We start from the raw sequence: 26,361 nt of genomic DNA on the forward strand, positions 1-26,361 counted from the left end.
GCCGTGGCGTGCGCCGCCCCGCGGTGCGCGCCTCGCGGCGGGAGCACCGGGGTGTGAGCGCCGGGATGCCGGGGGCGGCGGACCGGCCGGCCCGTGCCGCCACCCGGGGCACGGGCCCGTGCGGCGCGCCAACGCCGTCACGCGCCCCCCACTCCTCAGGACGCCGCCAGCAGTCCGGTCCGGTAGATCGTGCCCGCGCAGGCGTTCGACACGACGGTGGAGACCGTCGGTGAGCCCGCCTCCGGGGTGTGGGAGACCACGACGCTTCCGTCCGCCGTTCCGCCCTCCGTCATCAGCTGCGGAGACGTGCCCGGGTCGGTTCCGGTGGTCGTGCTGCCGGTCGCGCTCGCGTCCTGGCTGGGCGACGGCTCCGGCGAGGGCCCGCCGGTCTCCGTGCCACCGGTGGTGCCGGTGCTGCCGCCCGTGGTGGGGCAGGTCTCCGAGGGCACCCAGGCGAACTTCACCTCGTACGCCGAGCCCGGCAGGAGCACCAGTCCGGCCACCTCGGTGGAGGGGTCGGGCAGTCCGGCCGCCGCGTCGCCGGAGGTGTGGGCCACCACGCTGATCTTCGTCGGGTCGGCCGCGCCCTGCGCCTGCGGGGTCACGCCGCCGGGGCCGCCGACGGTGCAGCTGGTGGCGGAGATGTTGGTGATGTGGAAGGTGCCGTAGACCACGCCCGCCGAGTCCGGGGCGTCGACCGTGGCGGTGGCGGAGCCGAGCTGGGCCGCCGCGCACACCGGTGCGCTGGTTCCGGTGCCGGTCGAGGGGGTGCCGGTGCCGCCGGTGGATCCGCTGCCGGTACCGGTGGCCGTGCCGCCCTTGTGGTCCTTCTTGCCGCCGCCCTTGTCCTGCTCCGAGGTCCGGCGGGAGGATCCGCCGGCGGTGTCCGCCCCGCCGTCCGGGCTCTTGCCCTCGCCCGTGCCGCCCTGCGCCTGCGAGGCCTGGCCGGCGATGGCCGGGTTGGCGTCGGAGCCGGTGGAGCCGGAGACGTGCACCAGGGCCGGGATGGCGGTGCCGATGAAGAGGGCGGCGGCCGCCATGCCGACGGCTGCCTGCCGCTTGCGGGCCCGCCGGGCCGGCACCGCACGGCGGAGGTGGTCCAGCGTGCCGTCGGCCGGCTCGATGTCCCGCACCGCCTGGTGCAGCATGCTGCGCAGATCCAGCTCGTCCGAGTCGAACCCTTCGGGGCCCTTTTCGTCGGGGCTGTGGTTCACGGTTCCGTTCCCAGCGTGCGATTGCGTGTCGTCCTGCTCGTGCGGCCGCGTCGGCTCGTGCCACGCGTAGGGCTCGTGCCGCTCGTGCGAGTTGCGCCCCTGGCCGTGCTCGCTCATACCGGGGCCTCCATGGCGACGCGCAGCGCCGCGATGCCGCGCGAGCCGTACGCCTTGACCGACCCGAGCGATATCCCGAGGGTCTCGGCGACCTGGGCCTCCGTCATGTCCGCGAAGTAGCGCAGCACCAGCACCTCGCGCTGGCGACGCTGCAGGCCCTTCATCGCCTTGATCAGGGAGTCGCGCTCCAGCTGGTCGTAGGCGCCCTCCTCGGCGCTCGCCATGTCCGGCATCGGCTTGGACAGCAGCTTCAGGCCGAGGATGCGGCGGCGCAGGGCCGAGCGGGAGAGGTTCACCACCGTCTGCCGCAGGTAGGCGAGGGTCTTCTCGGGATCGCGGACGCGCTTGCGGGCCGAGTGGACGCGGATGAAGGCCTCCTGCACGACGTCCTCGCAGGAGGCGGTGTCGTCGAGGAGGAGGGCGGCGAGACCGAGCAGCGAGCGGTAGTGGGCGCGGTAGGTCTCGGTGAGGTGGTCGACGGTGGTGCCGGCCGCCGCGCCCTCCTCGGCGCCGTCACGCTGGTTCGGTATGCGGGCGGGCCGCGCTGCGGGCATGGGCGCGATCACCGGCATGCCGCCGGGCGTGCCGGGCATGCGGGGACGGAGCGCCGCGCGGGGCGGCCGCAGGGCCGTGCCGCGGGGCGCCGCTGGGAGTACCCCCTGCTCGAAGAGCACGGGGGACAAGTCGAGTACCTCTGCCACGCCAGTTGGACACGTCTACCCCCTCGGAGGTTGTACGTGCCGGGCATCACTTTTGCGTCCGATCGTGCCGCCGACAACGTTCTCGCGTCAGGCAGCGCGTCAGACGGCTCCTCACATGCCCACATGCGTCCCGCTCTTCCCCTGTGTCCTCATCGACCGGCGCGTCCCCACGCCCCGGAGCGTCCACGCCCCCGCAGGGCGACCGCAAAGACGCTCCCCGCCCTCCGCGCGGTTGCGGAGGGCGGGGAGGAAAATCTTCGGACGTCGAGACGGCGCGGATCAAGCGGTCCGGACCATCGACCCGGATCACGCTCTTACTTGAATCCTACAAATGATTCACGCCAAGGTCAGGGGATTTCCCGGGGTAACAGCGAAACTCAGCCCGGCTCGGCCGCCACCAGCTCCGCGATCTGCGCCGTGTTCAGCGCCGCGCCCTTGCGCAGGTTGTCGCCGCAGACGAAGAACTCCAGCGCCGTGGGGTCGTCGAGCGACCGCCGCAGCCGCCCGACCCAGGTGGGGTCGGTGCCCACCACGTCGGCGGGCGTCGGGAACTCACCGGCGGCCGGGTCGTCGCACAGGACCACCCCGGGGGCCGTGGCGAGGATCTCGCGGGCCCGGTCGACGGTGACCTCGTCCTCGAAGCGGGCGTGGACGGTGAGGGAGTCCGCGGTGATCACCGGGACCCGGACACAGGTCACGGCGACCGGCAGCCGCGGCAGCCCGAGGATCTTGCGGGACTCGTCCCGCACCTTCATCTCCTCCGAGGACCAGCCGTCGTCGCACAGCGTTCCGGCCCAGGGCACCACGTTCAGCGCGACCGGCTCCGGGAACGGCCCGGTGTCGTCCCCGAGGGCGCGCCGCACGTCACCGGGGTTGGTGCCCAGCTCCGTGCCCGCGACCAGGGACAGCTGCCGGCGCAGCGTCTCGACGCCGGCCCGCCCGGCACCGCTCACCGCCTGGTACGAGGAGACGACCAGCGCGCGCAGCCCGAACTCGGCGTGCAGCGCGCCCAGCGCCACGATCATGGACAGGGTCGTGCAGTGGGGACTGGCGACGATCCCGCGCGGGCGCCGCCGCGCCGCGTGCGGGTTGACCTCGGGCACGACCAGCGGCACGTCGCCGTCGCAGCGGAAGACGCCGGAGTTGTCGACCACCACGGCGCCCCGGTCCACCGCGACCGGCGCCCACTGGGCGGCGACCTCGTCGGGGACGTCGAACAGGGCGATGTCCACACCGTCGAAGGCCGCCTCGGTGAGCGGCACCACCTCGACCTCCTGGCCGCGCACGGCCAGCTTGCGGCCGGCCGAGCGCGGTGAGGCGACCAGGCGGATCTCGCCCCAGATGTCCGCGCGCTGGGACAGGATCCGGAGCAGGACCGTGCCGACGGCCCCGGTCGCACCCACGACCGCGAGCGTCGGTCGGACGGTCATCGTCGTACGCCTCCGTGCGAGGGGGCGGCGGTCACCGCCCGGGGCGAGGGGGCGGTCACCGCCCGGTGCCTCCGTAGACGACGGCCTCGTCGCTGTCGGAGTCGAGCCCGAAGGCGGTGTGCACGGCGCGCACGGCCTCCGGCACGTCGTCCTTGCGGGTGACCACCGAGATGCGGATCTCGGAGGTCGAGATCAGCTCGATGTTCACGCCCGCGTCGGACAGCGCGGTGAAGAAGTCGGCCGTGACGCCCGGGTTGGTCTTCATCCCGGCGCCGACCAGGGAGATCTTGCCGATCTGGTCGTCGTAGCGCAGGGAGTCGAAGCCGATGCCGCCGCGGTTCTTCTCCAGCGCGTCGATGGCCTTGCGGCCCTCGGTCTTCGGCAGCGTGAAGGAGATGTCCGTCAGGCCCGTGGAGGCCGCGGACACGTTCTGCACGACCATGTCGATGTTGATCTCGGCGTCCGCGATCGCGCGGAAGATCGAGGCGGCCTCGCCCGGCTTGTCCGGCACGCCGACGACCGTGATCTTGGCCTCGGAGGTGTCGTGCGCGACACCGGAGATGATGGCCTGCTCCACCTTCTTTTCCCCTCGCTCGATCGGCTCGCTGCTGACCCAGGTGCCCTGCAGCCCACTGAAGGAGGAGCGGACGTGGATCGGGATGTTGTACCGGCGCGCGTACTCCACACAGCGGTGGAGCAGCACCTTGGAGCCGGACGCGGCCAGCTCCAGCATGTCCTCGAAGGAGATCCAGTCGATCTTCCGGGCCTTCTTCACCACGCGCGGGTCGGCGGTGAACACGCCGTCCACGTCGGTGTAGATCTCGCAGACCCCGGCGTCGAGGGCGGCCGCGAGCGCCACGGCGGTGGTGTCGGAACCACCGCGACCCAGGGTCGTGATGTCCTTCTTGTCCTGGCTGACGCCCTGGAACCCGGCGACGATGGCGATGTTGCCCTCGTCCAGGGCGGTCCGGATGCGGCCCGGCGTGACGTCGATGATCCGGGCTTTGTTGTGGACCGAGTCGGTGATGACACCTGCCTGGCTGCCGGTGAACGACTGGGCCTTGTGGCCCAGGTTCTTGATCGCCATGGCCAGCAGGGCCATGGAGATCCGCTCTCCGGCGGTCAGCAGCATGTCGAGCTCGCGCCCGGCAGGGATCGGGGATACCTGCTCGGCGAGATCGATCAGCTCGTCCGTCGTGTCGCCCATCGCGGAAACGACCACGACAACGTCGTTGCCGTTGTTCTTCGCTTCCACGATTCGCTTGGCGACGCGCTTGATGCCCTCGGCATCGGCAACGGAGGAGCCTCCGTACTTCTGCACGACAAGGCCCACGTGCGCTCCTCGCTCAGTCCGTCTCTGTCGCATCCGCGCAGTCGCGGTGCGGTCGGCTCAGTCTATCGAGGGTCCGAAATTCCCCTCTGCGATATCGCATGGTGAGATGTCCGGACGCCTCTGTCTCAGGACGGCTCATGCCCAGACAGCGCCCGGCCACTCGGAAAGTGCCCGGGGTCACAGCGGGGCGGGCCTCAGGTCGGTTCCGCCGACACGCCCCGCGACGGGCCCCGCCGACACGCCCGGCCCTGCCGGCAGCCCTACGGGTGCGTCCGCAGCCCCAGCGGGCCCGCGATCTCCCGGGCCATGACCCTCCCGGCCTCGAACTCGAGCGTGTCGTCGCCCACGCCCTGGTCGGTGTCCAGGCCGTCCAGCTCCTCCAGGGGCTGGTTCAGGCGGACGTGGGCGACCAGGGACTGCAGGGCGCGCAGGGTGGCGGAGGCGGTGGAGCCCCAGTTGGAGAAGTAGGAGAACTGCCACCACCACATGGCCTCGGCGGTGCGGCCGGCCCGGTAGTGGGACATGCCGTGGCGCAGGTCCGTGAAGACGTCCGCCAGGTCGTCCGAGATACGGGCGGGCACGGCCGCCCGGCGCGGCTCGTAGGGGTCGAAGACCTCGGAGTAGACGTCGATCGGCTCCAGCAGGCGGGCCAGGTTCTCGCGGAGCCTGTCGACGTCCTGCTCGGGGCCGGAGTCGGGCTCGTAGCGCTCGTCGGGAAGGATGTCCTCGTGCGCGCCGAGACGGCCGCCGGCCAGCAGCAGCTGGGAGACCTCCAGCAGGAGGAAGGGCACCGCGGAGTCCGGCTCGTCGCCCTTGGCCACCTCGGCGACCGCGACCAGGAAGCTCTCGATCTGGTCGGCGATCTGGACCGCGAAGTCGTCCGGGTTCCGGTTCGTCGCGTGCAGCGTCGCGTCAGACATCTAGGAGTCGTCTCCCCTCGAAGGCGCGGCCGAGGGTCACCTCGTCCGCGTATTCCAGGTCGCCACCCACCGGGAGGCCGCTGGCCAGGCGGGTGACCTTCAGGCCCATCGGCTTGATCATGCGGGCGAGGTACGTCGCCGTCGCCTCGCCCTCGAGGTTGGGGTCCGTGGCGAGGATCAGCTCGGTGACCGTGCCGTCCGCCAGCCGGGCCAGGAGTTCCCTGATGCGCAGGTCGTCCGGGCCGACGCCCTCGATGGGGCTGATGGCTCCGCCGAGGACGTGGTACCGGCCGCGGAACTCGCGCGTGCGCTCGATGGCGACGACGTCCTTCGGCTCCTCCACGACACAGATGACGGCGGCGTCGCGGCGCGGGTCGCGGCAGATCCCGCACAGCTCCTCCTGCGCCACGTTGCCGCAGGTCGCGCAGAAGCGGACCTTCGCCTTCACCTCGAGGAGGGCCTGGGCGAGCCGCCGTACGTCCGTCGGTTCCGCCTGCAGGATGTGGAAGGCGATCCGCTGCGCGCTCTTGGGACCGACGCCGGGCAGCCGCCCCAGCTCGTCGATGAGGTCCTGGACCACGCCTTCGTACAACGGAGTGCCTTCCTGCGTCGGGTGCGCGCGGGTGGTTCCGCACGCACCGCCTGTCAGAACGTACGGTAGTTGGCCGCCACCTGTCCGAGGAAGGCGGTACGGGGAGCTCGCGGGGAGAACGTCAGAACGGGAGCCCCGGGATACCGCCGCCGCCCAGGCCCTCGGCCAGCGGGCCGAGCTTCTGCTGCTGGAGGGCCTGCGCGTTCTCGTTGGCCGCCTGGACCGCCGCGACGACCAGGTCGGCCAGGGTCTCGGTGTCCTCCGGGTCCACCGCCTTCGGGTCGATCTTCAGGGCGCGCAGCTCGCCGGCGCCGGTGACGGTGGCGCGCACCAGCCCGCCGCCCGCCTGGCCCTCGACCTCGGTCCGCGCCAGTTCCTCCTGCGCCCTCTGCAGGTCCTGCTGCATCTTCTGGGCCTGCTGGAGCAGCTGCTGCATGTTGGGCTGGCCACCACCGGGAATCACGATCGGCTCCTGCTTTCCTACGACTGTCCGGGCGGGGTTCGTCTCACAGCCCCGTTGTGCACGAGCCTACGTGGTCCACGCGGACGGCGCCCCGCCACTCTTTCGAGTGAGCCGCGCGTGAGTCTCCACCAGATCACGGCCCTCTTCCGGGCGGAAAAACGGCGCATCACGCCGCTCCACCGCCCATGGGGCGGTAGGAAGGGGTCCGTCGCACCGGGTCCACCGGGGCCGGCGGCCTCACCGGCCTCTCCGGCGGGGGACTGATCCGGCCGCGCCGGGCCGGGCTGAGCCGGACCGGGCCGGGCCGGGCCGAACCGCGTCGTACGGGACCGGGCCGGGCCAGGACAGGTCCGAACCGGGCCCGGGCGGGCCGGAGTCGGGCCGGGGCGGGCCGGAGTCGGGCCGGGCGGACCGGAGTCGGGCCGGGCGGACCGGAGTCGGGCCGGGGCGGCGGGCAGCGTCGTGGAGGCGCACCAGCGTCTACCAGCGTCACGCACCGTGATCAGTAGGGAGTGCCGGGTGGGTCAGCCGGAGATGCAGCCCGAGGGTCGGCCTCAGGACGCGCGGGGTGAGGGTGAGGGGGCGGCCGGGCCGCGGCCCGGCGATCTGACCGGGCGGCCCTTCCCGCTCGGCGACTGGGGTGAGCCGGCCGAACGGCTGGACGAGCTGTACCGGTGGGTGGAGCGCGGGGCGCTGCGCACCGCCGAGTGGTACCTCGGGGACCGGGTCTGGAAGCGGCGCGGGGCACGGGTGCTGCGCTGCGGGGCCGCGGCGGGGGCGGTGGCCGGGGCCGGACTGCCGTTGCTCGATCTCACCGGGGTGATCGGCGGGGTGGCGCCCTGGGGGTATCTGGCGCTGCTGCTCTCGGTGGCGTGTGTCGGGATCGACCGGTACTTCGGCGTGACGTCCGGATGGATAAGGGACGTGGCGACCGCGCAGGCGGTGCAGCGGCGTTTGCAGGTGCTCCAGTTCGACTGGGCGTCCGAGAGCGTGCGGGAGGTTCTGGGCCCGGCGGAGGGCACGGCCGGCGAGGCCGCCGAGCGGTGCCTCGGGGTGCTGCGGCGGTTCTCGGAGGACGTGACCGAGCTGGTGCGCACCGAGACGGCCGACTGGATGGTGGAGTTCCGGATCGGGTCGGCGCCGATGGGGCTCCAGTCGGCGGTGCCGGGGGGCACGCGGCCCGAGCCGGGCCTGCCGGGCCGGTTCCCGCTCCCGCCGGGCACCGCCCGGCCCAACATGCCCCGGCAGCGGCCGCCGGAGCCGCGATGAGCCCGGAAGCGGCGCCCCGGTGAACCGGTGGCCCGCTCGGGCGGCGTGCCGGTGAACCGACGCGCCGGTGAACCGGTGGCCTGGGGCACCGGCACGTGACGGGGCCCGTCGGCCGTCACTGCCTCGTGTACGTCAGCTTCTCCCCGTTGCTCGTGTTCACGCGCTCCAGGCTGCCGTCCGGCAGCAGGGTGACCTCCGTGGCCGCGCCCGGGGTGCAGGCGGACCGGGGCTGCCCCGAGGTGACGGTGGAGGGGCCGATCTCCAACGGGCCGCCGGCGCCCGGCCGTTGGGTGAGCCGGGCCTCGAACACGCAGTGGTAGGAGCCGCCGCCGGTCGGACCGTCGGCGACCAGGGTGAGCACGGTGTCGCCCGGATCGCCCTGGGTGAGGGTGAGTTGGCGGGGGTTCTCGCCGAGCGCGTTGGTGATCGACGCCGACCAGGTGCCGAGGTACGCGGCCGGGATCGATCCGCCGGCCGAGGCCGGGCTGTCCGGCGGCGAGGTCGCCCGGGACGATCCCGGTGTGGCCGGGCCGGGCGTCGTGGGGGCGCTGGTGGCCGGCGAGGGGCCGGGGCCGCCGCCCTGGTCCTGGCTGCCGCCCTTCATCAGCGCGTACACCGTGCCGCCCGCGCCGAGCGCGACGACCAGCGCCACCGCGACCAGCACGGCGGTGGAGCGTCCGTTCCTGCGCGGGGGCTCCTGCGCCGGGAGCGGGCTCGGGCCGTAGGGCGGGGTGGCGCCGACCGGCGGCGGACCGTACGGCGGGGTCGGGCCGAGGCCGCCGTAGGCCTGGGGCACCTGCGCACCGGGCGGCAGGGCCCAGACGGGCTGCGGCCGGCCGTACGCGGCGGACTGCGGGTACGGGGGGTGCTGCTGGGGATAGCCGTACCCCGGGTGGACGGGCGCCGGGCCCGGCGGGGGTGCCTGACCGGCGACCATGGTGGGCAGGTGGTCCATCGGGGCGGGCGCCCCGGTACCCGGGCGGCCGGGCGGCGGCACCGGTGTGGGGGCGTCGGCGGCCGACGCGTGCTCGGGTGAGGCGGGGGCGGGCTGGCCGTTCTGGCGGCCGGCGGGATCCTGGTCCCGGCCCGCGGCGTTCCCGTGGCCGGCGGCAGCACCGGCTTGCCCGGCAGGGTCATCTCCCGTACCGCCGACGGCACTTGCCTGACCGGAAGCGACACCGTCCCGCCCTGCGGAAGACTGGTCCTTGTCCACGGCGCTCCCCCGGCCGACGGCGGCGTCGCCGCCCGCCTCGACGGGGCCGTCTCCCGCCTGCGCGGCGGCACTTGCCCGGCCGGCAGCGGCCCCGGCGGCGACTTCGGCCCCGGCGGCCCCGGCGGCGGGCGCACCGGAAGCCCCCGCTCCGGCCCCGGCCGCTCCCGCACCCCCAGGCGCCCCTGCCCCCGCCGACGGCTTCTTCTCCAGCCGGGGCGCGGAAGGCGCCGCCCCCTCCCCCGGTGCCGCCGGCGCGGCCGGGTCCTCCGGGTTCTCCGCGTCCAGCAACCGCACCGCGTGCCGCCCGAGTTGGGCCACCAGGGCGCTTGGCAGCCACGGGTCGCGGGAGCGTCCGTCCAGGACCGTGTCCTGCGCGCCCGTGCGCGCGAGGATCCGGTCCAGCGTCGGCCGGGCGGCGGGGTCCTTCTTCAGGCAGGCGCGGACGAGGTCGGCGATGCCCTCGGGCACCCTCGTCAGGTCGGGCTCGTGCTCGGCGATGCGGAACATCAGCGCGTGCACCCCGCTGTCCCCGCCGCCGAAGGGCAGGACGCCGGTCGCCGCGTAGGCGAGCACCGAGCCGAGGCAGAAGACGTCGCACGCGGACGTGATCCGTTCGCCGCGGACCTGCTCGGGCGCCATGAACCCGGGCGAGCCGACGAGCGCGCCGGTCCGGGTGAGCCCGCCGTCCGTGACGGTCTCCAGCGCCCGGGCGATGCCGAAGTCGATCACGCGCGGACCGTCGATCGTCACGAGCACGTTCGACGGCTTGAGGTCGCGGTGGATCAGCCCGGCGGCGTGGATGTCCTTCAGCGCGTTGGCCAGGCCCGCCGCCAGGATCCGTACCGACCGCTCGGGCAGGGCCCCGTGGTCGTGCCCGACGACCTGCTGGAGGGTGGGTCCGGCGACGTACCCGGTGGCCACCCACGGCACGGCGGCCTCGGTGTCCGCGTCCAGGACGGGCGCGGTCCAGTACCCGCCGACCCGCCGCGCGGCCTGCACCTCCTGCCGGAAGCGCGCCCGGAACTCCTCCTGCTCGGCCAGCTCCCGCCGCACCAGCTTCACGGCGACGGTGCGGCCCCGATCGGAGCGGGCCAGGTACACCTGCCCCATTCCGCCCGCACCGAGTCGCGCCAGCAGCCGGTAGGCCCCGATCCGCTGCGGATCCCCCGCCCCGAGTGTCTGCACGGCTCCGCCGCCTCCCCCCGATGTCACCCGCCACGCCCCCCTGAGCACAGCGACCTTCCGAGAATAGTGCGGGCGTCGGAGGAGGTGAGCCGGACCGGTGTCTACGTTTCCGTAACAGCGGCCCCCGGCTCCGGCACCGGCTCCCGGCCCTCGACTCCCCGCCCCGGCTCCCCCGCTTCGGCCCCCGGCCAGGACGGCCCCGCCCGGAGCGGCCCGTTCGACAACCTGTCGTGGAAACCCGCGCACCGCAGACAGGACGCCGATACCGCGTCCGCATCCCGGACATTTACGCTCCCCGCATGACCCCTCAGCCGAATCCCGAGACCGGGGCCGCCGTCAAGGCCGCCGACCGCGCGCACGTGTTCCACTCCTGGTCCGCGCAGGAGCTCATCGACCCGCCGGCCGCGGCCGGCGCCGAAGGGTCGTACTTCTGGGACTACGACGGCAGGCGCTACCTGGACTTCACCAGCGGGCTCGTCTTCACCAACATCGGCTACCAGCACCCCAAGGTCGTCGCCGCGATCCAGGAACAGGCCGCGACCCTGGCCACCTTCGCGCCGGCCTTCGCCGTCGAGGCCCGGTCGGAGGCGGCGCGGCTGATCGCCGAGCGGACCCCGGGCGACCTGGACAAGATCTTCTTCACCAACGGCGGGGCGGACGCCGTCGAGCACGCGGTGCGGATGGCCCGGCTGCACACCGGGCGGCCGAAGGTGCTGTCGGCGTACCGCTCCTACCACGGCGGCACCCAGCAGGCCGTGAACATCACCGGCGACCCGCGGCGCTGGCCCTCCGACAGCGGCTCGGCGGGCGTGGTCCACTTCTGGGCGCCCTTCCTCTACCGGTCCCGCTTCTACGCCGAGACCGAGGAGCAGGAGTGCGCGCGGGCCCTGGAGCACCTGGAGACGACGATCGCCTTCGAGGGGCCGTCGACCATCGCCGCGATCATCCTGGAGACCATCCCGGGCACGGCCGGGATCATGGTGCCGCCGGCCGGCTACCTCGCCGGGGTGCGCGAGCTGTGCGACAAGTACGGGATCGTCTTCGTCCTGGACGAGGTCATGGCCGGGTTCGGGCGGACCGGTGAGTGGTTCGCGGCGGACCTGTCCGGTGTCGTGCCGGACCTGATGACCTTCGCCAAGGGCGTGAACTCCGGCTATGTGCCGCTGGGCGGTGTGGCGATCTCCGGGAGCATCGCGGAGACGTTCGGGAAGCGTCCGTACCCCGGCGGCCTGACCTACTCCGGGCACCCGCTGGCGTGCGCGGCCGCCGTCGCGACGATCAACGTGATGGCCGAGGAGGGCGTCGTCGAGAACGCCGCCCGGCTGGGCGCGGAGGTCCTGGAGCCGGGCCTGCGGGAGCTGGCCGAGCGGCACCCGAGCGTCGGCGAGGTGCGCGGCGTGGGCATGTTCTGGGCCCTGGAGCTGGTGCGGAACCGGGAGACCCGGGAGCCGCTGGTGCCGTACAACGCGGCGGGCGAGGCGAACGCGGCGATGGCCGCCTTCGGCGCCGCAGCCAAGGCCGGCGGCCTGTGGCCCTTCATCAACATGAACCGGACGCACGTCGTCCCGCCGTGCAACGTGAGCGAGGCCGAGCTGAAGGAGGGTCTGGCCGTCCTCGACACCGCACTGTCCGTGGCCGACGAGTACACGGAGTAGTCCTCGGAGCGCCGCACAGGCGGGCGGCGGACGCAACCCGAACGCGTAAGGTGGCGTGCTCGTAGACATGGACGTACGAGTACGCCACCCGCACGCGCTAGGAGACGCCCCGACCATGCCCGGCATCAGCGGCAACGGCGCAGTGACGCGCAGTACCCTGCGGCAGCAGATCGCCGACGCGCTCCGGGACGAGGTGCTGGCCGGGCGGCTCCAGCCGGGGCAGGCGTTCACGGTCAAGGAGATCGCCGAGCAGTACGGGGTGTCCGCGACCCCCGTACGGGAGGCGCTCGTCGATCTGTCGGCGCAGGGGCTGCTCGAGGCGGACCAGCACCGCGGCTTCCGGGTGCGCGAGTACTCCCTGGGCGACTTCCGCGGGATGATCGAGGCGCGCACCCTCGTCATAGACGGCATGTTCCGGGCCCTGGACGCCGGCCACGAGGCGTTCCGCGACCCCGGCAACCCGCGGACCTCGGCCACGCTCGCCGTGGTCCGCCGGCGCGGCGAGGAGGCGCAGCGCGCCGCCGGGTCCGGCGACCTCACCGTCCTGATCGGCTACGACCTGCGCTTCTGGCGCGAGCTGAGCGCCCTGTTCGGCAACCCCTACCTCGGCGACTTCCTGCACCGGCTGCGCGTGCAGTCCTGGGTGTGCGCGGTGCAGCGCCTGCGCCGCCTGCCCGACCTGCGCGGGATGCTGTGGGCCGGGCACACCGCTCTCGTCGACGCCCTGGCGGCGCGGGACACCGCGGCCGCCCGCGCGGTCGTCGCCGAGTACAACAGCCACTCCCTCACCCTGATCGAGCGGCTGGCCGCCGCATGACCGGAACCGTCACCCGGGTCGTCGACCTGTCCGTGGTCGTCCCCGCCTACAACGAGGAACAGCGGCTCGGCCCCACCCTCGACGCCGTCGTCGCCTATCTGACCGACAACGAGAGCCGCTTCGGCGCGTGGCAGGTCGTCGTCGCCGACGACGGCTCCACCGACGGCACCCGGGACCTCGTGACGTCGCGTCAGGACCCGCGGGTCCAGCTCGTCACCGCCGTCCGCAACCGCGGCAAGGGCCACGCCCTGCGCCTCGGCGTCGCCGCCACCAGCGGCCGGCGCGTGCTGGTCACCGACGCCGACCTGGCCGCCCCGATCGAGGAGCTGGAGCAGCTCGACAAGGCGCTCGGCGAGGGCAACGCGGCGGCGATCGGCTCCCGTTCGGTGCCCGGCGCGACGATCGAGCGGCACCAGCACCGGGTGCGCGAGCTGCTGGGCCGGGCCGGGAACCTCCTCATACGCGGGGTCGCGGTGCCGGGCATACGGGACACCCAGTGCGGCTTCAAGCTGTTCGAGGGCGACCGGGCGCGCGAGGCCTTCGCGGCCTCCCGGCTCAACGGCTGGGGCATCGACGTGGAGGTGCTCCAGCACTTCCACCGCTCCGACTGGCCGGTCGCGGAGGTGCCGGTGCGCTGGTCGCACCGGTCCGGCTCGAAGGTCGGGGCGCTCGACTACGGGCGGGTCCTCGCCGAACTCGCCCGGCTCAAGGCCCGTTCCCTGCGCCCCGCCGACCTGTTCGCCTGCGCCCTGTTCCTGCTGATGGCGGTGACGCTCTACTCGGGCCGCCTCTTCGACCCGGCCCACCGCTACCTCCCCGACTCCCTCCAGGACCAGAACCAGTGGGAGTGGTTCTTCGCGGCCACCGCCGACAGCGTCGCCCACCTGCGCAACCCGCTCTTCACCGACCTCCAGGGCTTCCCGGACGGCGTCAACCTCATGGCCAACACGGTCATGCTGGGCCTGTCCGTGCCCTTCACCCCCGTCACGCTGGCCTTCGGCCCGGCGGTCTCCCTCAGCGTCTGCATGACCCTGGGCCTGGCCGCCACCGCCGCCGCCTGGTACCGGCTGATCGTCAAGCGGGTGGCACGGCGGCGGGCAGCGGCCTTCCTCGGCGCCGCGCTGGCCGCCTTCGCGCCGCCGATGGTCAGCCACGCCAACGCGCACCCGAACTTCGTGGTCCTGTTCATGATCCCGCTGCTCGTCGACCGGGCGTTGCGCCTGTGCGCGGGTGCCCGGGTCCGGCGGGACGGGGTCGTGCTCGGGCTGATGGCGGCGTACCAGATCTTCCTCGGCGAGGAGCCGCTGCTGCTCACCGCGATCGGCATGACGCTGTTCGCCGCCGCGTACGGGCTCGTCCGCCGGGACGTGGCGCGGCGGGCCTGGCGGCCGCTGGCGAAGGGCCTGCTGATCGCCGTCGCGGTCTGTCTGCCGATCGTGGCCTACCCGCTGTACTGGCAGTTCACCGGCCCGCAGAGCTACCGGAGCGTCCTGCACGGCGACAACGCGGGCAACAGCCCCCTCGCGCTGCTCGCCTTCTCCGAGCGGTCCCTGCTCTTCGGCGACGCGGCGCGGGCGAACTCCCTCTCCCTCAACCCCACCGAGCAGAACGCCTTCTACGGCTGGCCGCTGGCCCTCCTCGCCCTCGGGATCGTCGTACGGCTGTGGGAGCGCCCCCTGGTCAAGGCGCTGGCCGTCACGACGGGCGGCGCGGCGCTGCTGTCCCTGGGCCCGAGATTCCGGATCCCGCTGACCGACATGGTCTACCCGGGCCCCTGGGCGCTGCTCGCCCACCGGCCGCTGTTCGAGTCGGTGATCGAGGGCCGGCTGGCGATGATCTGCGCCCCGGCGCTCGGCATGCTGCTCGCGGTCGCCGTGGAGCGGCTGCTGGCGACCCGCCGGGTCGGCACGCTCTACGGCGGCCTGCTCGCGGTGTGCCTGGCCCTGCTCCCGATCGTCCCGGCGCCGCTCAAGGCCGAGGACCGGGCGCCGGTGCCGGAGTTCTTCACGTCCGGCCGGTGGAAGCCGTACGTGCGCGAGGGCGAGTCCCTCGTCCCGGTGCCGCTGCCCGACCCGGGCGGCGCGGAGGCGCTGCACTGGCAGACCGCCGCCCACCTCGGCTTCCGGATGCCCGGCGGCTACTACAACGGCCCCTGGGGCCCCGACCGCACCGGCATCTACGGCGCCGCCCCGCGCTACACCTCCGACCTGCTGCGGGACGTGCGCTACAGCGGTGTCGTGCCGGTCATCGGCAGGAACTGGCGGGCGCAGGCCCGGCGGGACTTCGCCTACTGGCACGCGGGCGCGCTGGTGCTCGCCCCGCAGCCCAACGACGGCCCCCTGCGCCAGGCGGTGACGCAGCTCGTGGGCCGCCCGGGACGGTGGACCGGCGGGGTGTGGGTATGGGACCTGCACGAGGAACGCTGAGCCGCGCCGCAGCGACTACTCTTCCATGACCACCGTGCACCACCGTGCGACCGAGGAGCCCTCTTTGGCCTGTGACCTGTGGCTGGTACCGCTCGTCGACGTGTTGTGCCACACCCCCGACAACCCGTTCGCCGAGGAACTCGCGCAGTACAACAAGGTGCTCGCCGAGAGCGGGCTCCCGCCGGTGCCGGTGTACCAGTACATGCCGGGCCTGTCCGGGGACGTCGCGCCGGTGGCGGGCTTCGACTACGACGCACTGCACTTCCTGCGCCGCGCCTATCTGCTGCAGGTCTGCGGGCTGGCGCTGACCCCGGTCGACGAACTGGGCGGCGACTACGAGCAGTTGCTGGAGATGTTCGAGACGACGGCGCAGCAGTCCCACCTGGTCTGGCACTACGACCACGCCGGCGCCTACGTCCCGCTCGACTTCCCGCAGCCGCTGTCCAACGACGAACTGCTCGCCGGCGGCGGCCCGCTGGGCTCCTCGCAGGCGCTGCTGCGGGAGCTGGAGTACGTCGCCCCGGCCATCGGGATCGACCCGGCCAACCCTCCGGCGGCTCCCGAACCCCCGTCCGCGCCGACCGAGCTGGAGCAGCCGGCCGCCCCCGCGCCGTACGACCCCAGCCCCTTCGCCCGGGAGCGGCACGTCTGGCTGGGACTGCACCAGGCGGCGACCCGCAGCCTGGCCCAGGGCTCGATGATCGTCTTCAGCTGAGACGGCGGAGCCGGCCGTACTGAGCCGGCGGAGACGGCCGGAGCGGGACGGTAAGACCGCGCCCCCGGTTCGGCCGGAGCCTCGCCGGGGGCGTGTCCACATCCTGTGGAGGGGTTGGCGGCGGAGCGGACTAGAGGAACGAGTTGATCTCGATCGTCTCGTCGCGGCCCGGGCCCACGCCGATCGCGGAGATCGGGGCGCCGGACATCTCCTCCAGGGCCTTGACGTAGGCCTGGGCGTTCTTCGGCAGGTCGCCGAAGGTCTTGGCCTTGGAGATGTCCTCCTGCCAGCCGGGGAGGTACTCGTAGACGGGCTTCGCGTGGTGGAAGTCGGTCTGGGAGTACGGCAGCTCCTCGACGCGGCGGCCGTCGATCTCGTAGGCGACGCAGACCGGGATCTGCTCCCAGCCGGTGAGGACGTCCAGCTTGGTGAGGAAGAAGTCGGTCAGGCCGTTGACCCGGGTCGCGTAGCGGGCGATCACCGCGTCGAACCAGCCGCAGCGGCGGTCCCGGCCCGTCGTCACGCCCCGCTCGCCGCCGATCCGGCGCAGCGCCTCGCCGTCCTCGTCGAACAGCTCGGTCGGGAAGGGGCCCGAGCCGACGCGGGTCGTGTAGGCCTTCAGGATGCCGATGACCCGGCTGATCTTCGTCGGGCCGACGCCGGCGCCCGTGCAGGCGCCGCCCGCGGTCGGGTTGGAGGAGGTCACGAAGGGGTACGTGCCGTGGTCGATGTCCAGGAGCGTGCCCTGGCCGCCCTCGAAGAGGACCACCTTGTCGTCTTCCAGCGCCTGGTTGAGGACCAGCACGGTGTCCGCGACGTACGGCTTGATCTGCTCGGCGTAGCCCAGCAGCTCCTCGACCACCTGGTCCACGGCGATCGCGCGCCGGTTGTAGAGCTTGGTGAGGATCTGGTTCTTGACGTCGAGGGCCGCCTCGACCTTCTGCGTGAGGATCGACTCGTCGTAGAGGTCCTGCACGCGGATGCCGACGCGGTTGATCTTGTCCGCGTAGGTGGGGCCGATGCCGCGCCCGGTGGTGCCGATCTTGCGCTTGCCGAGGAAGCGCTCGGTCACCTTGTCGACGGTCACGTTGTACGGCGTGATGACGTGCGCGTTGCCGCTGATCAGCAGCTTGGACGTGTCCACGCCGCGCTCGTTCAGACCGCTCAGCTCGGAGAGCAGGACCGACGGGTCGACGACGACGCCGTTGCCGATGACGGGCGTACATCCGGGCGACAGAATGCCGGAGGGGAGAAGGTGCAGGGCGTACTTCTGATCGCCCACGACCACCGTGTGGCCGGCGTTGTTGCCGCCCTGGTAGCGCACCACATAATCCACCGATCCACCGAGCAAGTCGGTGGCCTTCCCCTTGCCTTCGTCACCCCACTGAGCACCGAGCAGCACAAGTGCGGGCACGCGCGTACACCCCTTCCGGGCGGGGCATGTCCAAGGTCAGGGGCGAACGCGTAGGGTTCACCGCCGCGTGCACCGCGACCGCCATTGGTCGCACAACCGTCGGACCGGATGCCCCGGAATAGACGAAGCCCCTGGCGCAATAGCGCAAGGGGCTCTTGCACAAAGATGCTACCCGAGGAAGCGAGGCAGGACCGAGGTGGCGACTTCCGACCCGTTGCTGGTGGTCATCGACCCGGTCGCCCGAAGGACCGACGGCGAGTCCGTACGCATCGCGAAGGACGTGCTCAGCGCGGGTGCGGCCGCCAAGGTGTGCCTGCCGGAGGGGCCCGAGGAATTCGCCCGCGCGCTGGCGCGGCGCGGCTCGCGCCGGCCCGTGGTGGTGGGGGACGACCGGGCGCTGCTGCGGGCGGTGGCCCTGCTCCACCGGCAGCGGGAGCTGGCGGCGTGCGCCCTGTCGGTGGTGCCGGTCGGGGGCGTGCTGTCCCTGACCCGCTCGCTGGGCGTGCCGGCCGGGGCGGTCGCGGCGGCGCGGGCGGTGCTCGACGGGGCCGAACGGCGGCTCGACCTGCTCGTCGACGACAGCGACGGGGTGGTGCTGGGCGCCCTGCGCATCCCGCCGCTCTCCCTGCGGGAGGCGCCCGGGGGGACGGCCGTGGCGGTCTCGGAGCCGGCGCGTCCCTGGCTGCGGACCTGCCAGTCCCTGGTGCGGACGCTGGTGGCCCGCCCGCCCCGGACGACGACGCTCACCGGGCCCGGCCCCTCCCGGCTGCGGGTGGAGGTCGACGGACGGACGGTGGTGGACCTGGACCACCCCGTGGAGGCGGTGTCGGTCTCCCCGGGCGCCTCGGGGCTGGCGGACGTCGAGATCCGGCCGCTGTCGGTGGGGGCGGAGGCCTCGCCGGTGCGGGCGGAGGGCCGGACGGTGACGGTGTCGGGCGCGGACTTCCGCTACCGGGCGGACACGGTGCTGTCGGGCCCGGTGCGGACCCGGACGTGGACGGTACGGGAGGAGGCCTGGCGGCTGACACTGCCCGTGCCGGGGTGAGCCGGGGTGCGGGTGATCCAGGGGGAGCCGGAGTTATTCGGGGTGAGCCGGGGTGGCCCGGGGGAGCCGGGGTGGCCCGGAGCGTTCCAGGGGACCGGGAGCCGGGCAGCCCCTCCGTCCGCGGCAGGATCGGCCGGACGGGCGCCGCGGGAAGGGCCTAGTCCTGGCCGAAGAGCCGCTCCCGGTGGACCCGCCAGCGCTCCATCATGGCCTCGACCTCGTGCTCGACGAACTCGAAGAAGGCCAGCGTCTCGGCCAGCCGGCGGCCCGCCGGGGTGTCCGCGCCGAGACTGGTCACGCCCTCGCGCAGGGCGTCCTCCCACCGCTTGATGATGGCCTCGCGGTTGGTCAGCGCCTCGTACCACTGGTCGCCGTGGACCCGGTACCGCTCCCGGCGCGAGCCGGGCGCCCGCTCGCGCGACACCATGTGCACCTGGGCCAGATAGCGCACCGCCCCCGAGACGGCCGCGGGGCTGACCTTGAGCTGCTCCCCCAGCTCGGCGGAGGTCAGGGCGCCGGTGTCGGAGGCGAGCAGCGCCGCGAAGACCCGTCCGGGCATCCGGGGCAGGCCGGCCTCGACGAGCTGTGCCGCGAAGTGCTCCACGAACCGCGACACGGACTCGGGGTCCCGCCCCACCGCCTTCGGCTCCGTCATGTCCGGATCATCTCCCCTGTTCAGACGCCTTCCCCAGTCTACCGGAAGGTTTCCACCCTTCTTTAACTTCACAAATTTCTGAAAGAAGCGTACGTTCTGGAGCATGACGAAGGCCATCACCGTCTCCGGACTGCACAAGTCCTTCGGCCGGACGCACGCGCTGGACGGCCTCGACCTGGAGGTCGAGACCGGCGAGGTGCACGGCTTCCTCGGCCCCAACGGCTCCGGCAAGTCCACCACCATCCGGGTCCTGCTCGGCCTGCTGCGCGCCGACGCGGGCGCCGCGCCTGTGCTGGGCCGCGACCCGTGGAAGGACGCCGTGGAGGTGCACCGCCGGATCGCCTACGTCCCCGGCGACGTGACCCTGTGGCGCAACCTCTCCGGCGGCGAGGTCATCGACCTGTACGGGCGGCTGCGCGGAGGGCTCGACGGGCGGCGGCGGGCGGAGCTGATCGAGCGGTTCGAACTGGATCCGACGAAGAAGGGCCGGACGTACTCCAAGGGCAACCGGCAGAAGGTCGCCCTGGTCGCCGCCTTCGCCTCGGACGTCGACCTGCTGATCCTGGACGAGCCGACGTCGGGCCTCGACCCGCTGATGGAGGAGGTCTTCCAGCGGTGCGTCGAGGAGGAACGCGGGCGCGGGCGCACCATCCTGCTCTCCTCCCACATCCTCAGCGAGGTCGAGGAGCTGTGCGACCGGGTGAGCATCATCCGCAAGGGCCGCACCGTGGAGAGCGGCTCGCTCGCCGACCTGCGCCATCTCACCCGCACCAGCGTGACGGCCGAGCTCGCGGGCCCGCCGAACGGGCTGTCCCGGCTCCCCGGCGTCCACGACCTCGACGTCCAGGGCAGCCGGGTGCGCCTCCAGGTCGACACCGACCGGCTGGACGGCGTACTCCGGCAGCTCGGCGAGTCGGGCGTGCGCTCCCTGACCTCCAAGCCGCCCACCCTGGAGGAGCTGTTCCTGCGCCACTACCAGGACGACCTCGGCGAGGTGCCCCGATGACCGCGACGACGACACCGCGTCCGACGGTACGGCCCCGCGGCTCCCGCCAACTCGCGGGAACGGGAGCGCTGTTGCGCTTCGCCCTGCGCCGCGACCGGGTGCTGATCCCGGTCTGGATCGCGGTGAACGCGGTCATGGTCCTCTCCATGCCGAACACGCTGCGCAGCCTGTACGGCACCACCGCCCAACGCGAGGGCCTGCTGCGGCAGATGGAGTCCAACGCCTCCTTCCGCGCCCTGATCGGCCCGGTCTTCGACACCTCGATCGGCGCCCTGACCGCCTGGCGCGTCGGTGTCTACGCCGCCGCGCTCGGCGCCGTGATGAGCCTGCTGATCGTCGTCCGGCACACCCGCGACGAGGAGGAGAGCGGCCGGCAGGAGCTGGTGGCGTCGGGGGCGGTGGGCCGCCGGGCCTCCCTCACGGCGGCGCTGCTCGCCGCGGCCGTCGCGAACGCCGTCCTGGCCCTGCTGGTCACGGCGGGCCTGGCCGGGCAGGGCGGCGCCGGGGCGCTGTCCTTCGGGCTCGGCCTGGCCGGGATCGGCATGGTCTTCGCCACGACGGCGGCGGTCGTCGCCCAGCTGACCGAGAGCGCACGCCTCGCCCGCGGGCTGACCGCGGCGGTGCTGGGCGCCGCGTTCGTGCTGCGCGCGGCGGGCGACTCCGCCACCGCCGACGGCTCGTCCGTGCTGACCTGGCTCTCGCCGCTGGGCTGGCTGGAGAACCAGCGGTCCTTCGCCGGCGAGCGGTGGTGGGTGCCGGCGCTGTTCGCGGTGGCGGTGACGGCCCTGGGCGCGCTGGCGTACGAGCTCGCCGGGCGCCGGGACGTCGGCATGAGCTTCCTGCCCACCCTCCCCGGCCCCGCCGCCGGCCGCCTGGGCACGGCCGGCGCGCTGGCCTGGCGGCTCCAGCGCGGCAGCGTGATCGGCTGGTCGCTGGGCTTCCTCCTCGCCGGGGTGGTGTACGGCGGGATGACGGACGGCGCGGCCGAGCTGGTCCGCGACAACGACCGGGCACGGGAGATCTTCGCGCGGATGGGCGGACAGAGCGCCCTCACGGACATGTTCCTCGCCGCGATGGTCGGGATGCTCGGCCTGATCGCCGCCCTCTACGTCGTGGGGTCCGTGCTGCGCCTGCACGGCGAGGAGACCTCGGGCCGCGCGGAACCGGTGCTGGCGTGCCCGGTCGGGCGGCTGCGCTGGGCCGCCGGCCATCTGGTGATCGCCTTCGGCGGGACCGTCCTGATCATGCTCCTGGCGGGTCTGGGCCTCGCCATCGGCTACGGCAAGGAGGCCGGACCGATTCTGGGCGCCTGCCTGGCGCAGCTCCCGGCGGTGTGGGTGATCGGCGGGCTGACGCTCCTGCTGTACGGCCTCGCCCCGCGCGCGGCGACGGCGGCCTGGGGCGTCGTGGTGGCCGTCCTCCTGATCGGCTGGGTCGGCCCGGCCCTGAACGCCCCCCGGCTGGTCCTGGACCTCACCCCCTTCGCCCACCTGCCGAAACTGCCGGGCGGGCAGATGCGGTGGGGCCCGGTACTCCTCCTCACGGCCCTGGCCGCGCTGCTGACGAGCGCGGGCCTGGCCGCTCTGCGCAGGCGGGACCTCACCACCTGACCAGTGATTACCCCACCTCGACGTTCAGGCCCTCCAGACCGCGGATCACGAAGTTCGGCTTGCGTCTCGGTTCCGTGGCCGGGGTGAGGGTGGGGGCCTTCTCCAGGAGGGCCGTCATCGAGGCGGCCAGCTCCATACGGGCCAGCGGGGCGCCGATGCAGTAGTGGATGCCGGCGCTGAAGGAGATGTGCGGGTTGTCCCGGCGGGTGAGGTCGAGCCGGCCGGGATCTCCGAACACCGCCGGGTCGTGGTTGGCGGAGCCGAAGAGCATGGCGATCTCCGCGCCCCTCGGGATCGTCGTGCCGTCGATCTCGATCTCGTCCAGGACCCAGCGCTCGAAGAGCTGGAGCGGGGTGTCGTAGCGCATCAGCTCCTCGACGGCGGACGGGACCAGGGAGTGGTCCGCGCGCAGGGCCGCGAGCTGGTCCGGGTGGCGGAACAGGGCCCACCAGCCGTTGACCGTGGCGTTCACCGTGGCCTCGTGACCGGCGTTGAGGAGGAGGACCGCCGTGGAGATCATCTCCTGCTCCGTCAGACGGTCGCCCTCGTCGTGCGCCGCGATCAGGCCGGAGATCAGGTCCTCGCCGGGCTTCGCGCGGCGGGCCGCGATCAGCTCCCGCAGGTAGCCGGAGAACTCCAGCGACGCCCGCACCGCCCGCTCGGCCGTCTCCCCGGACGGGTTGAGCTCGTACATCCCGCAGATGTCCGCCGACCAGGGGCGCAGCAGCCCACGGTCCGGCTCGGGGATGCCGAGCATCTCGGCGATCACCGCGACCGGCAGCGGCTCCGCGACGTCCGTCAGCAGGTCGCCGCCGCCCGCCTCCACCAGGGCGGAGACCAGGTCGTCCGCCAGGCCGTGGACGTACGGCCGGAGCCGCTCCACCGTGCGCGGGGTGAACGCCTTGGACACCAGGCGCCGGATGCGGGTGTGGTCCGGCGGTTCGAGGTCGAGCATTCCGTGGTCGTTGAGGACGTGGAAGGGCTCGTGCTCCGCCGGGGGCGCGGTGCGGCCGAAGTCCTCGTGCGTGAACCGGTGCTGGTACGTCCGGCCCAGCCTGCGGTCCCGCAGCAGCGCCGAGACGTCCGCGTGGTGCGGGACCAGCCACTGGTCGGTCGGCGCGTAGTGGAGCACCCGGCCCCGGGCCCGCAGCTCGGCGTACGCCGGGTACGGATCGGCGAGGAACGCCGGGTCCCAGGGGTCGAAGGCGAGGCCGGACGCCGGGCCGGGGGCGGGTTCGGGAGCTGCTGCCATGGACGGACGCTAGCCCGGCCGCCCCCGGTCTGACCAGGGCTCCCCGGCCCGGGCGGTCCCCGGTCCGGGCGCTCCCCGGGACGGCCCCCCGTGCGGGCGGTCCCCGGTGCGCCGGGCTCAGCCCGGTGTGACCAGCCGCGCCTCGTAGGCGAACACCGCCGCCTGGGTGCGGTCGCGCAGGCCCAGTTTCACCAGGATCCGGCTCACATGGGTCTTGATGGTCGACTCGGCGACCACCAGCCGCCCGGCGATCTCCGCGTTCGACAGGCCCTGCGCGATGAGCACCAGCACCTCCGTCTCCCGCTCGGTGAGCTCGCCGTACGCCCCCGGGCCGGCCGGGGTCGGACGCGGGAGGTCGGCCAGCTTCGAGAACTCCGTGATCAGCCGCCGGGTGACCGAGGGCGCGAGCAGGGCCTCGCCGGCCGCCACCACCCGCACCCCGTCCGCGAGTTGCCGTGCCGAGGCGTCCTTGAGCAGGAACCCGGAGGCGCCCGCCCGCAGCGCCTGGTACACGTACTCGTCCAGGTCGAAGGTGGTCAGCACCAGCACCTTCGCCGTGCCGTCCGCGGCGACGATCTCCCGGGTCGCCTCGATGCCGTTCAGCTCCGGCATACGGATGTCCATCAGCACCACGTCCGGGGCGAGTTCGCGGACCCGGTCCACGGCCTCGCGCCCGTTGACGGCCTCGCCGGCGACCTCGATGTCCGGCATCGCGTTCAGCAGGACCGAGAAGCCCTCGCGCACCATCATCTGGTCGTCCGCGATCAGCACGCGGATCGTCATGCCGCGTCCCCGCCCGCGGAGGGCACCGGCAGGAACACCGCCACCTCGTATCCGCCGTCCGGGGCCGGGCCCGCCGTCATCTCGCCGTTCAGCATGGCCACCCGCTCCCTCATGCCGGTGATGCCGTGTCCGGCGCCGGGCGACGGCCGCAGCGGCGCCGGCCCGGGCGGCGGCCCGTTGACGACGCGCAGGCCGAGCCCGCCGAGGACGTAGCCGATCTCCACGCGGGCGCTCGCGCCGGGCGCGTGCCGCAGGGTGTTGCTCAGGGCCTCCTGCACGATCCGGTACGCCGACAGCTCGACGCCCTGCGGGAGTTCACGGACCGCGCCGGTCACCGCCCGCTCCACGTCCAGGCCCGCCTCCCGCACGTTCGCCAGCAGGGTGCCGAGGTCGGCGAGCGTGGGCTGCGGGGCGTCCGGCGCCGCGTAGTCCTCCGCGCGGACGACACCGAGCACCCGGCGCAGCTCGGTCAGCGCGGCCACCGCGTTCTCCCGGATGGTGGCGAAGGCCTTCTCCAGCTCCGGCGGCGGGTTCTCCACCCGGTAGGGGGCGGCCTCGGCCTGGATGGCGACCACGGACATGTGGTGCGCCACCACGTCGTGCAGCTCCCGCGCGATGGTGGTGCGCTCCTCCAGGAGGGTGCGGCGGGAGCGCTCGTGCGCGGTCACCGACTGCTGGGCGGTCACCTCCCGCTCGGCGCTGCGGCGGACGTGCCAGACGGTGACGGCCAGCAGCGCGAGCGCGGAGACGGCCAGCACCGGCGCCGAATTGGTGCTGAAGCGGTAGCCGAACAGGCCCTCGGCGAGGAAGGAGTAGGCCGCGGTGAGCACCCACATCCACGCCGCCGTGCGCGGCCGGGTGCGGATCGCCACCACGGTGAGCACCGTCAGGTGCGAGACGATGCTGCCGGGCTGCCACGGCCAGTCGCCGAAGCCGCCGGAGATCACCGACGAGGCCGCGGCCGCCGCCAGGGACACCCAGAAGGCGCCGACCGGGCGGACCAGGGTCAGCAGCACCGGGACCAGCGCCAGCAGACCGGTCACCAGGCCCGCCGGGCCTTCGGCCTGGGCCGCCAGGGCGACGAGCATCGCCAGCATTCCGGCCGCCACCACCAGGGCGTGCGGCCGCCAGGCCGCGTACCTCCGGGTGCGGCCGGGCAGCCGCCTGCCCAGCGGGCCGTCGGCGCTCGTCCGGGGCAGCGGGCGGTAGGCGAACGCGTCGTGGAACAGGTCCTGCCGCAGTCCGCGCAGTGCCTGCGCCGCCGCCCGGTACTCCGGGCTGCGCGGGATGTACGGGCGGAACGCGCCGTCCGGCGGCTGCGTCTGGGTCGTCTCGGTCACGGTGGAAACGGTAGGCGGGGGCGGACCCGGGGTCGTCACCTGTGAGAGGGGCCTTCGGCATCCTTCTCAGGTACTACCCGCCCGACTGCCCGCGCCTCTGCCCGCCCGACGGCCCGTGCCTCTGCCCGCCCGCCGCGACGCCACCCGCTCACCAGGCCAGTTGGGCGATCTCCTCCGCCACCACCGCGCACGCGTCCGCCGCCGGGTCGATCAGCGGGAAGTGTCCGGCGCCCTCCAGCAGCGTCAGGCCCACCGTCTCGCCGGCCTTCGCCGCCGCCTCCGCGTAGGACTCGGCCACCGCCTGTGGCACGACCACGTCGGTCCGCCCCTGCACGACCGTCGTCGCGATGCCGGTCGGCAGCAGCAGGGCCGGGTCGGCGTACGGCTGCCGCAGCGGGAACTGCTCCTGCCCGCCGAGGAGTTGCCGGGACGCGCCGCCGCACACGTCCAGCTTCTCGGCGACCGCGAAGTCGGCGATCGGCGCGAGGGCCACCACACCGCGCAGGGCGGCGGGGCCGTCGATGCGCCAGGGCGCGTCGGCGGGGAGCACGTGCCGGGCCGCGGCCCACAGCGCGAGCTGGCCGCCCGCCGAGTGCCCGGTGAGCACCGTGCGGCCCGGGTCGGCCTGCGGGAGCGCCTGCCGTGCGAGCGCGGGCAGGGCGTCCAGCGCGGCCGCCACGTCGTCGAAGGTGTCCGGCCAGCGGCCCGCGACCGGGGCCTCACCCGGCCGGTCCGGGGCGTCGGCGCCGCGCCGGTACTCGACGCTGGCCACGGCGAAGCCCCGGCGGGCCAGGAAGTCGGCGAAGGGGCTGATGTGCCGCCGGTCGTACGGGGCCCGCCAGGCGCCGCCGTGCAGGACCACGACGAGCGGGGCGAGGACGGCGGGCGCCGCGGAGCCGGGGCCGCGCGGGGCGTAGAAGTCGATCACCTGGTCGGGGTGGTCGCCGTACGCGGCGGTGGCGTCGGGGTCGACGGGCGGATGCGAGAAGGCCGACTCCTCCTCCGCGGCGTCCCGTGCCGCGGCGTCCCGGCCGGCGGTGTTCTCCGGCTCGGCGGCATCGCTGGGTGGGGCGGCGTCCGACATGGTCCAACCTCTCGGTGACGGGACGTACTTGACGGACCAGGGGTGAATTCGGCCGTTGGCGGGGACGGTACCAGGCCGGTGACATGGGCGGACATGGGGAGGTCACGCTCGGTGAGGGTCCA

The 26,361-nt window shown here is 73.7% G+C and carries 22 protein-coding genes; 8 read left to right on the forward strand and 14 right to left on the reverse strand.

What is annotated here, in order from left to right; all coding sequences use genetic code 11:
- Positions 1-155: 155 nt before the first annotated feature.
- From ACIPM1_RS11370 to ACIPM1_RS11400, 7 genes are all read right to left on the reverse strand, one after another.
- Complete coding sequence (locus tag ACIPM1_RS11370; RefSeq protein ID WP_402432189.1) at positions 156-1,331, reverse strand: hypothetical protein; 1,176 nt, start codon at positions 1,329-1,331, stop codon at positions 156-158.
- On the reverse strand, positions 1,328-1,903 hold the full coding sequence (locus ACIPM1_RS11375; protein WP_402432939.1) for a SigE family RNA polymerase sigma factor: 576 nt from the start codon (positions 1,901-1,903) through the stop codon (positions 1,328-1,330). Before ACIPM1_RS11375 ends, ACIPM1_RS11370 begins: the two co-directional genes overlap by 4 nt.
- Before the next feature lie 506 nt (positions 1,904-2,409).
- Complete coding sequence (locus ACIPM1_RS11380; protein ID WP_402432192.1) at positions 2,410-3,462, reverse strand: aspartate-semialdehyde dehydrogenase; 1,053 nt, start codon at positions 3,460-3,462, stop codon at positions 2,410-2,412.
- Between the two features lie 55 nt (positions 3,463-3,517).
- Positions 3,518-4,795 carry an aspartate kinase gene (locus ACIPM1_RS11385; RefSeq protein WP_356184654.1) on the reverse strand — a complete coding sequence of 426 codons (1,278 nt, stop codon included), beginning with the start codon at positions 4,793-4,795 and terminating at the stop codon, positions 3,518-3,520.
- Between the two features lie 260 nt (positions 4,796-5,055).
- Entirely contained in the window at positions 5,056-5,715 is a 660-nt protein-coding gene (locus ACIPM1_RS11390) for a DUF5063 domain-containing protein (RefSeq protein ID WP_402432196.1), read from the reverse strand.
- Positions 5,708-6,307: a recombination mediator RecR gene (gene recR / locus ACIPM1_RS11395; protein ID WP_402432199.1), complete on the reverse strand. Its 600-nt coding sequence runs from the start codon at positions 6,305-6,307 to the stop codon at positions 5,708-5,710. Before recR ends, ACIPM1_RS11390 begins: the two co-directional genes overlap by 8 nt.
- Positions 6,308-6,428: 121 nt before the next feature.
- On the reverse strand, positions 6,429-6,770 hold the full coding sequence (locus ACIPM1_RS11400) for a YbaB/EbfC family nucleoid-associated protein (RefSeq protein ID WP_356184662.1): 342 nt from the start codon (positions 6,768-6,770) through the stop codon (positions 6,429-6,431).
- 519 nt (positions 6,771-7,289) lie between these two features.
- Here ACIPM1_RS11400 and ACIPM1_RS11405 point away from each other — a divergent pair.
- Positions 7,290-8,039 carry an SLATT domain-containing protein gene (locus ACIPM1_RS11405; RefSeq protein ID WP_402432202.1) on the forward strand — a complete coding sequence of 250 codons (750 nt, stop codon included), beginning with the start codon at positions 7,290-7,292 and terminating at the stop codon, positions 8,037-8,039.
- 115 nt (positions 8,040-8,154) lie between these two features.
- Here ACIPM1_RS11405 and ACIPM1_RS11410 read toward each other — a convergent pair whose 3' ends face one another.
- Positions 8,155-10,437, reverse strand: coding sequence for a protein kinase (locus tag ACIPM1_RS11410; protein WP_402432205.1), 2,283 nt, complete (start codon positions 10,435-10,437; stop codon positions 8,155-8,157).
- Positions 10,438-10,736: 299 nt separating this feature from the next.
- On the opposite strand from ACIPM1_RS11410, the gene ACIPM1_RS11415 reads away from it, so the two are divergent.
- The 4 genes from ACIPM1_RS11415 to ACIPM1_RS11430 all read left to right on the forward strand — a co-directional run bounded on the left by ACIPM1_RS11415 (position 10,737) and on the right by ACIPM1_RS11430 (position 16,050).
- Positions 10,737-12,092: an aspartate aminotransferase family protein gene (locus ACIPM1_RS11415; protein ID WP_402432208.1), complete on the forward strand. Its 1,356-nt coding sequence runs from the start codon at positions 10,737-10,739 to the stop codon at positions 12,090-12,092.
- A gap of 115 nt (positions 12,093-12,207) precedes the next feature.
- Positions 12,208-12,909, forward strand: coding sequence for a GntR family transcriptional regulator (locus ACIPM1_RS11420; RefSeq protein ID WP_402432211.1), 702 nt, complete (start codon positions 12,208-12,210; stop codon positions 12,907-12,909).
- Entirely contained in the window at positions 12,906-15,335 is a 2,430-nt protein-coding gene (locus ACIPM1_RS11425; RefSeq protein WP_402432215.1) for a dolichyl-phosphate beta-glucosyltransferase, read from the forward strand. The genes ACIPM1_RS11420 and ACIPM1_RS11425 overlap by 4 nt, the downstream gene beginning before the upstream one ends.
- Positions 15,336-15,399: 64 nt before the next feature.
- Positions 15,400-16,050 carry a hypothetical protein gene (locus ACIPM1_RS11430; RefSeq protein ID WP_356184966.1) on the forward strand — a complete coding sequence of 217 codons (651 nt, stop codon included), beginning with the start codon at positions 15,400-15,402 and terminating at the stop codon, positions 16,048-16,050.
- A gap of 130 nt (positions 16,051-16,180) precedes the next feature.
- On the opposite strand, the gene ACIPM1_RS11435 is transcribed toward ACIPM1_RS11430, so the two are convergent.
- Positions 16,181-17,464, reverse strand: coding sequence for an adenylosuccinate synthase (locus ACIPM1_RS11435; RefSeq protein ID WP_356184679.1), 1,284 nt, complete (start codon positions 17,462-17,464; stop codon positions 16,181-16,183).
- A 196-nt stretch (positions 17,465-17,660) separates the two neighbouring features.
- Between ACIPM1_RS11435 and ACIPM1_RS11440 the strand changes: the two genes are divergently transcribed.
- On the forward strand, positions 17,661-18,509 hold the full coding sequence (locus tag ACIPM1_RS11440; RefSeq protein WP_402432219.1) for a diacylglycerol kinase: 849 nt from the start codon (positions 17,661-17,663) through the stop codon (positions 18,507-18,509).
- A gap of 157 nt (positions 18,510-18,666) precedes the next feature.
- Here the strand turns inward: ACIPM1_RS11440 and ACIPM1_RS11445 are convergent, their stop codons facing one another.
- Positions 18,667-19,164 carry a GbsR/MarR family transcriptional regulator gene (locus tag ACIPM1_RS11445; RefSeq protein ID WP_402432222.1) on the reverse strand — a complete coding sequence of 166 codons (498 nt, stop codon included), beginning with the start codon at positions 19,162-19,164 and terminating at the stop codon, positions 18,667-18,669.
- Positions 19,165-19,267: 103 nt separating this feature from the next.
- Between ACIPM1_RS11445 and ACIPM1_RS11450 the strand changes: the two genes are divergently transcribed.
- Together ACIPM1_RS11450 and ACIPM1_RS11455 are read left to right on the forward strand one after the other, a co-directional pair.
- A complete protein-coding gene (locus ACIPM1_RS11450; protein WP_402432225.1) occupies positions 19,268-20,170 on the forward strand; it encodes an ATP-binding cassette domain-containing protein in 903 nt (300 codons plus the stop codon).
- Positions 20,167-21,780, forward strand: a complete 1,614-nt coding sequence (locus ACIPM1_RS11455) for an ABC transporter permease (RefSeq protein WP_402432228.1) — start codon at positions 20,167-20,169, stop codon at positions 21,778-21,780. The genes ACIPM1_RS11450 and ACIPM1_RS11455 overlap by 4 nt, the downstream gene beginning before the upstream one ends.
- 7 nt (positions 21,781-21,787) lie before the next feature.
- On the opposite strand, the gene ACIPM1_RS11460 is transcribed toward ACIPM1_RS11455, so the two are convergent.
- The 4 genes from ACIPM1_RS11460 to ACIPM1_RS11475 form a co-directional block, all read right to left on the reverse strand.
- Positions 21,788-23,032, reverse strand: a complete 1,245-nt coding sequence (locus ACIPM1_RS11460) for a cytochrome P450 (RefSeq protein ID WP_402432231.1) — start codon at positions 23,030-23,032, stop codon at positions 21,788-21,790.
- A gap of 117 nt (positions 23,033-23,149) precedes the next feature.
- A complete protein-coding gene (locus ACIPM1_RS11465) occupies positions 23,150-23,815 on the reverse strand; it encodes a response regulator (RefSeq protein WP_402432234.1) in 666 nt (221 codons plus the stop codon).
- Positions 23,812-25,155: a sensor histidine kinase gene (locus ACIPM1_RS11470; protein WP_402432238.1), complete on the reverse strand. Its 1,344-nt coding sequence runs from the start codon at positions 25,153-25,155 to the stop codon at positions 23,812-23,814. Before ACIPM1_RS11470 ends, ACIPM1_RS11465 begins: the two co-directional genes overlap by 4 nt.
- A gap of 148 nt (positions 25,156-25,303) precedes the next feature.
- A complete protein-coding gene (locus ACIPM1_RS11475; protein ID WP_402432241.1) occupies positions 25,304-26,239 on the reverse strand; it encodes an alpha/beta hydrolase in 936 nt (311 codons plus the stop codon).
- Between the last annotated feature and the right edge of the window lie 122 nt (positions 26,240-26,361).

The sequence above is a fragment of the Streptomyces sp. NPDC086766 genome (assembly GCF_044746005.1).
Lineage (GTDB): Bacteria > Actinomycetota > Actinomycetes > Streptomycetales > Streptomycetaceae > Streptomyces.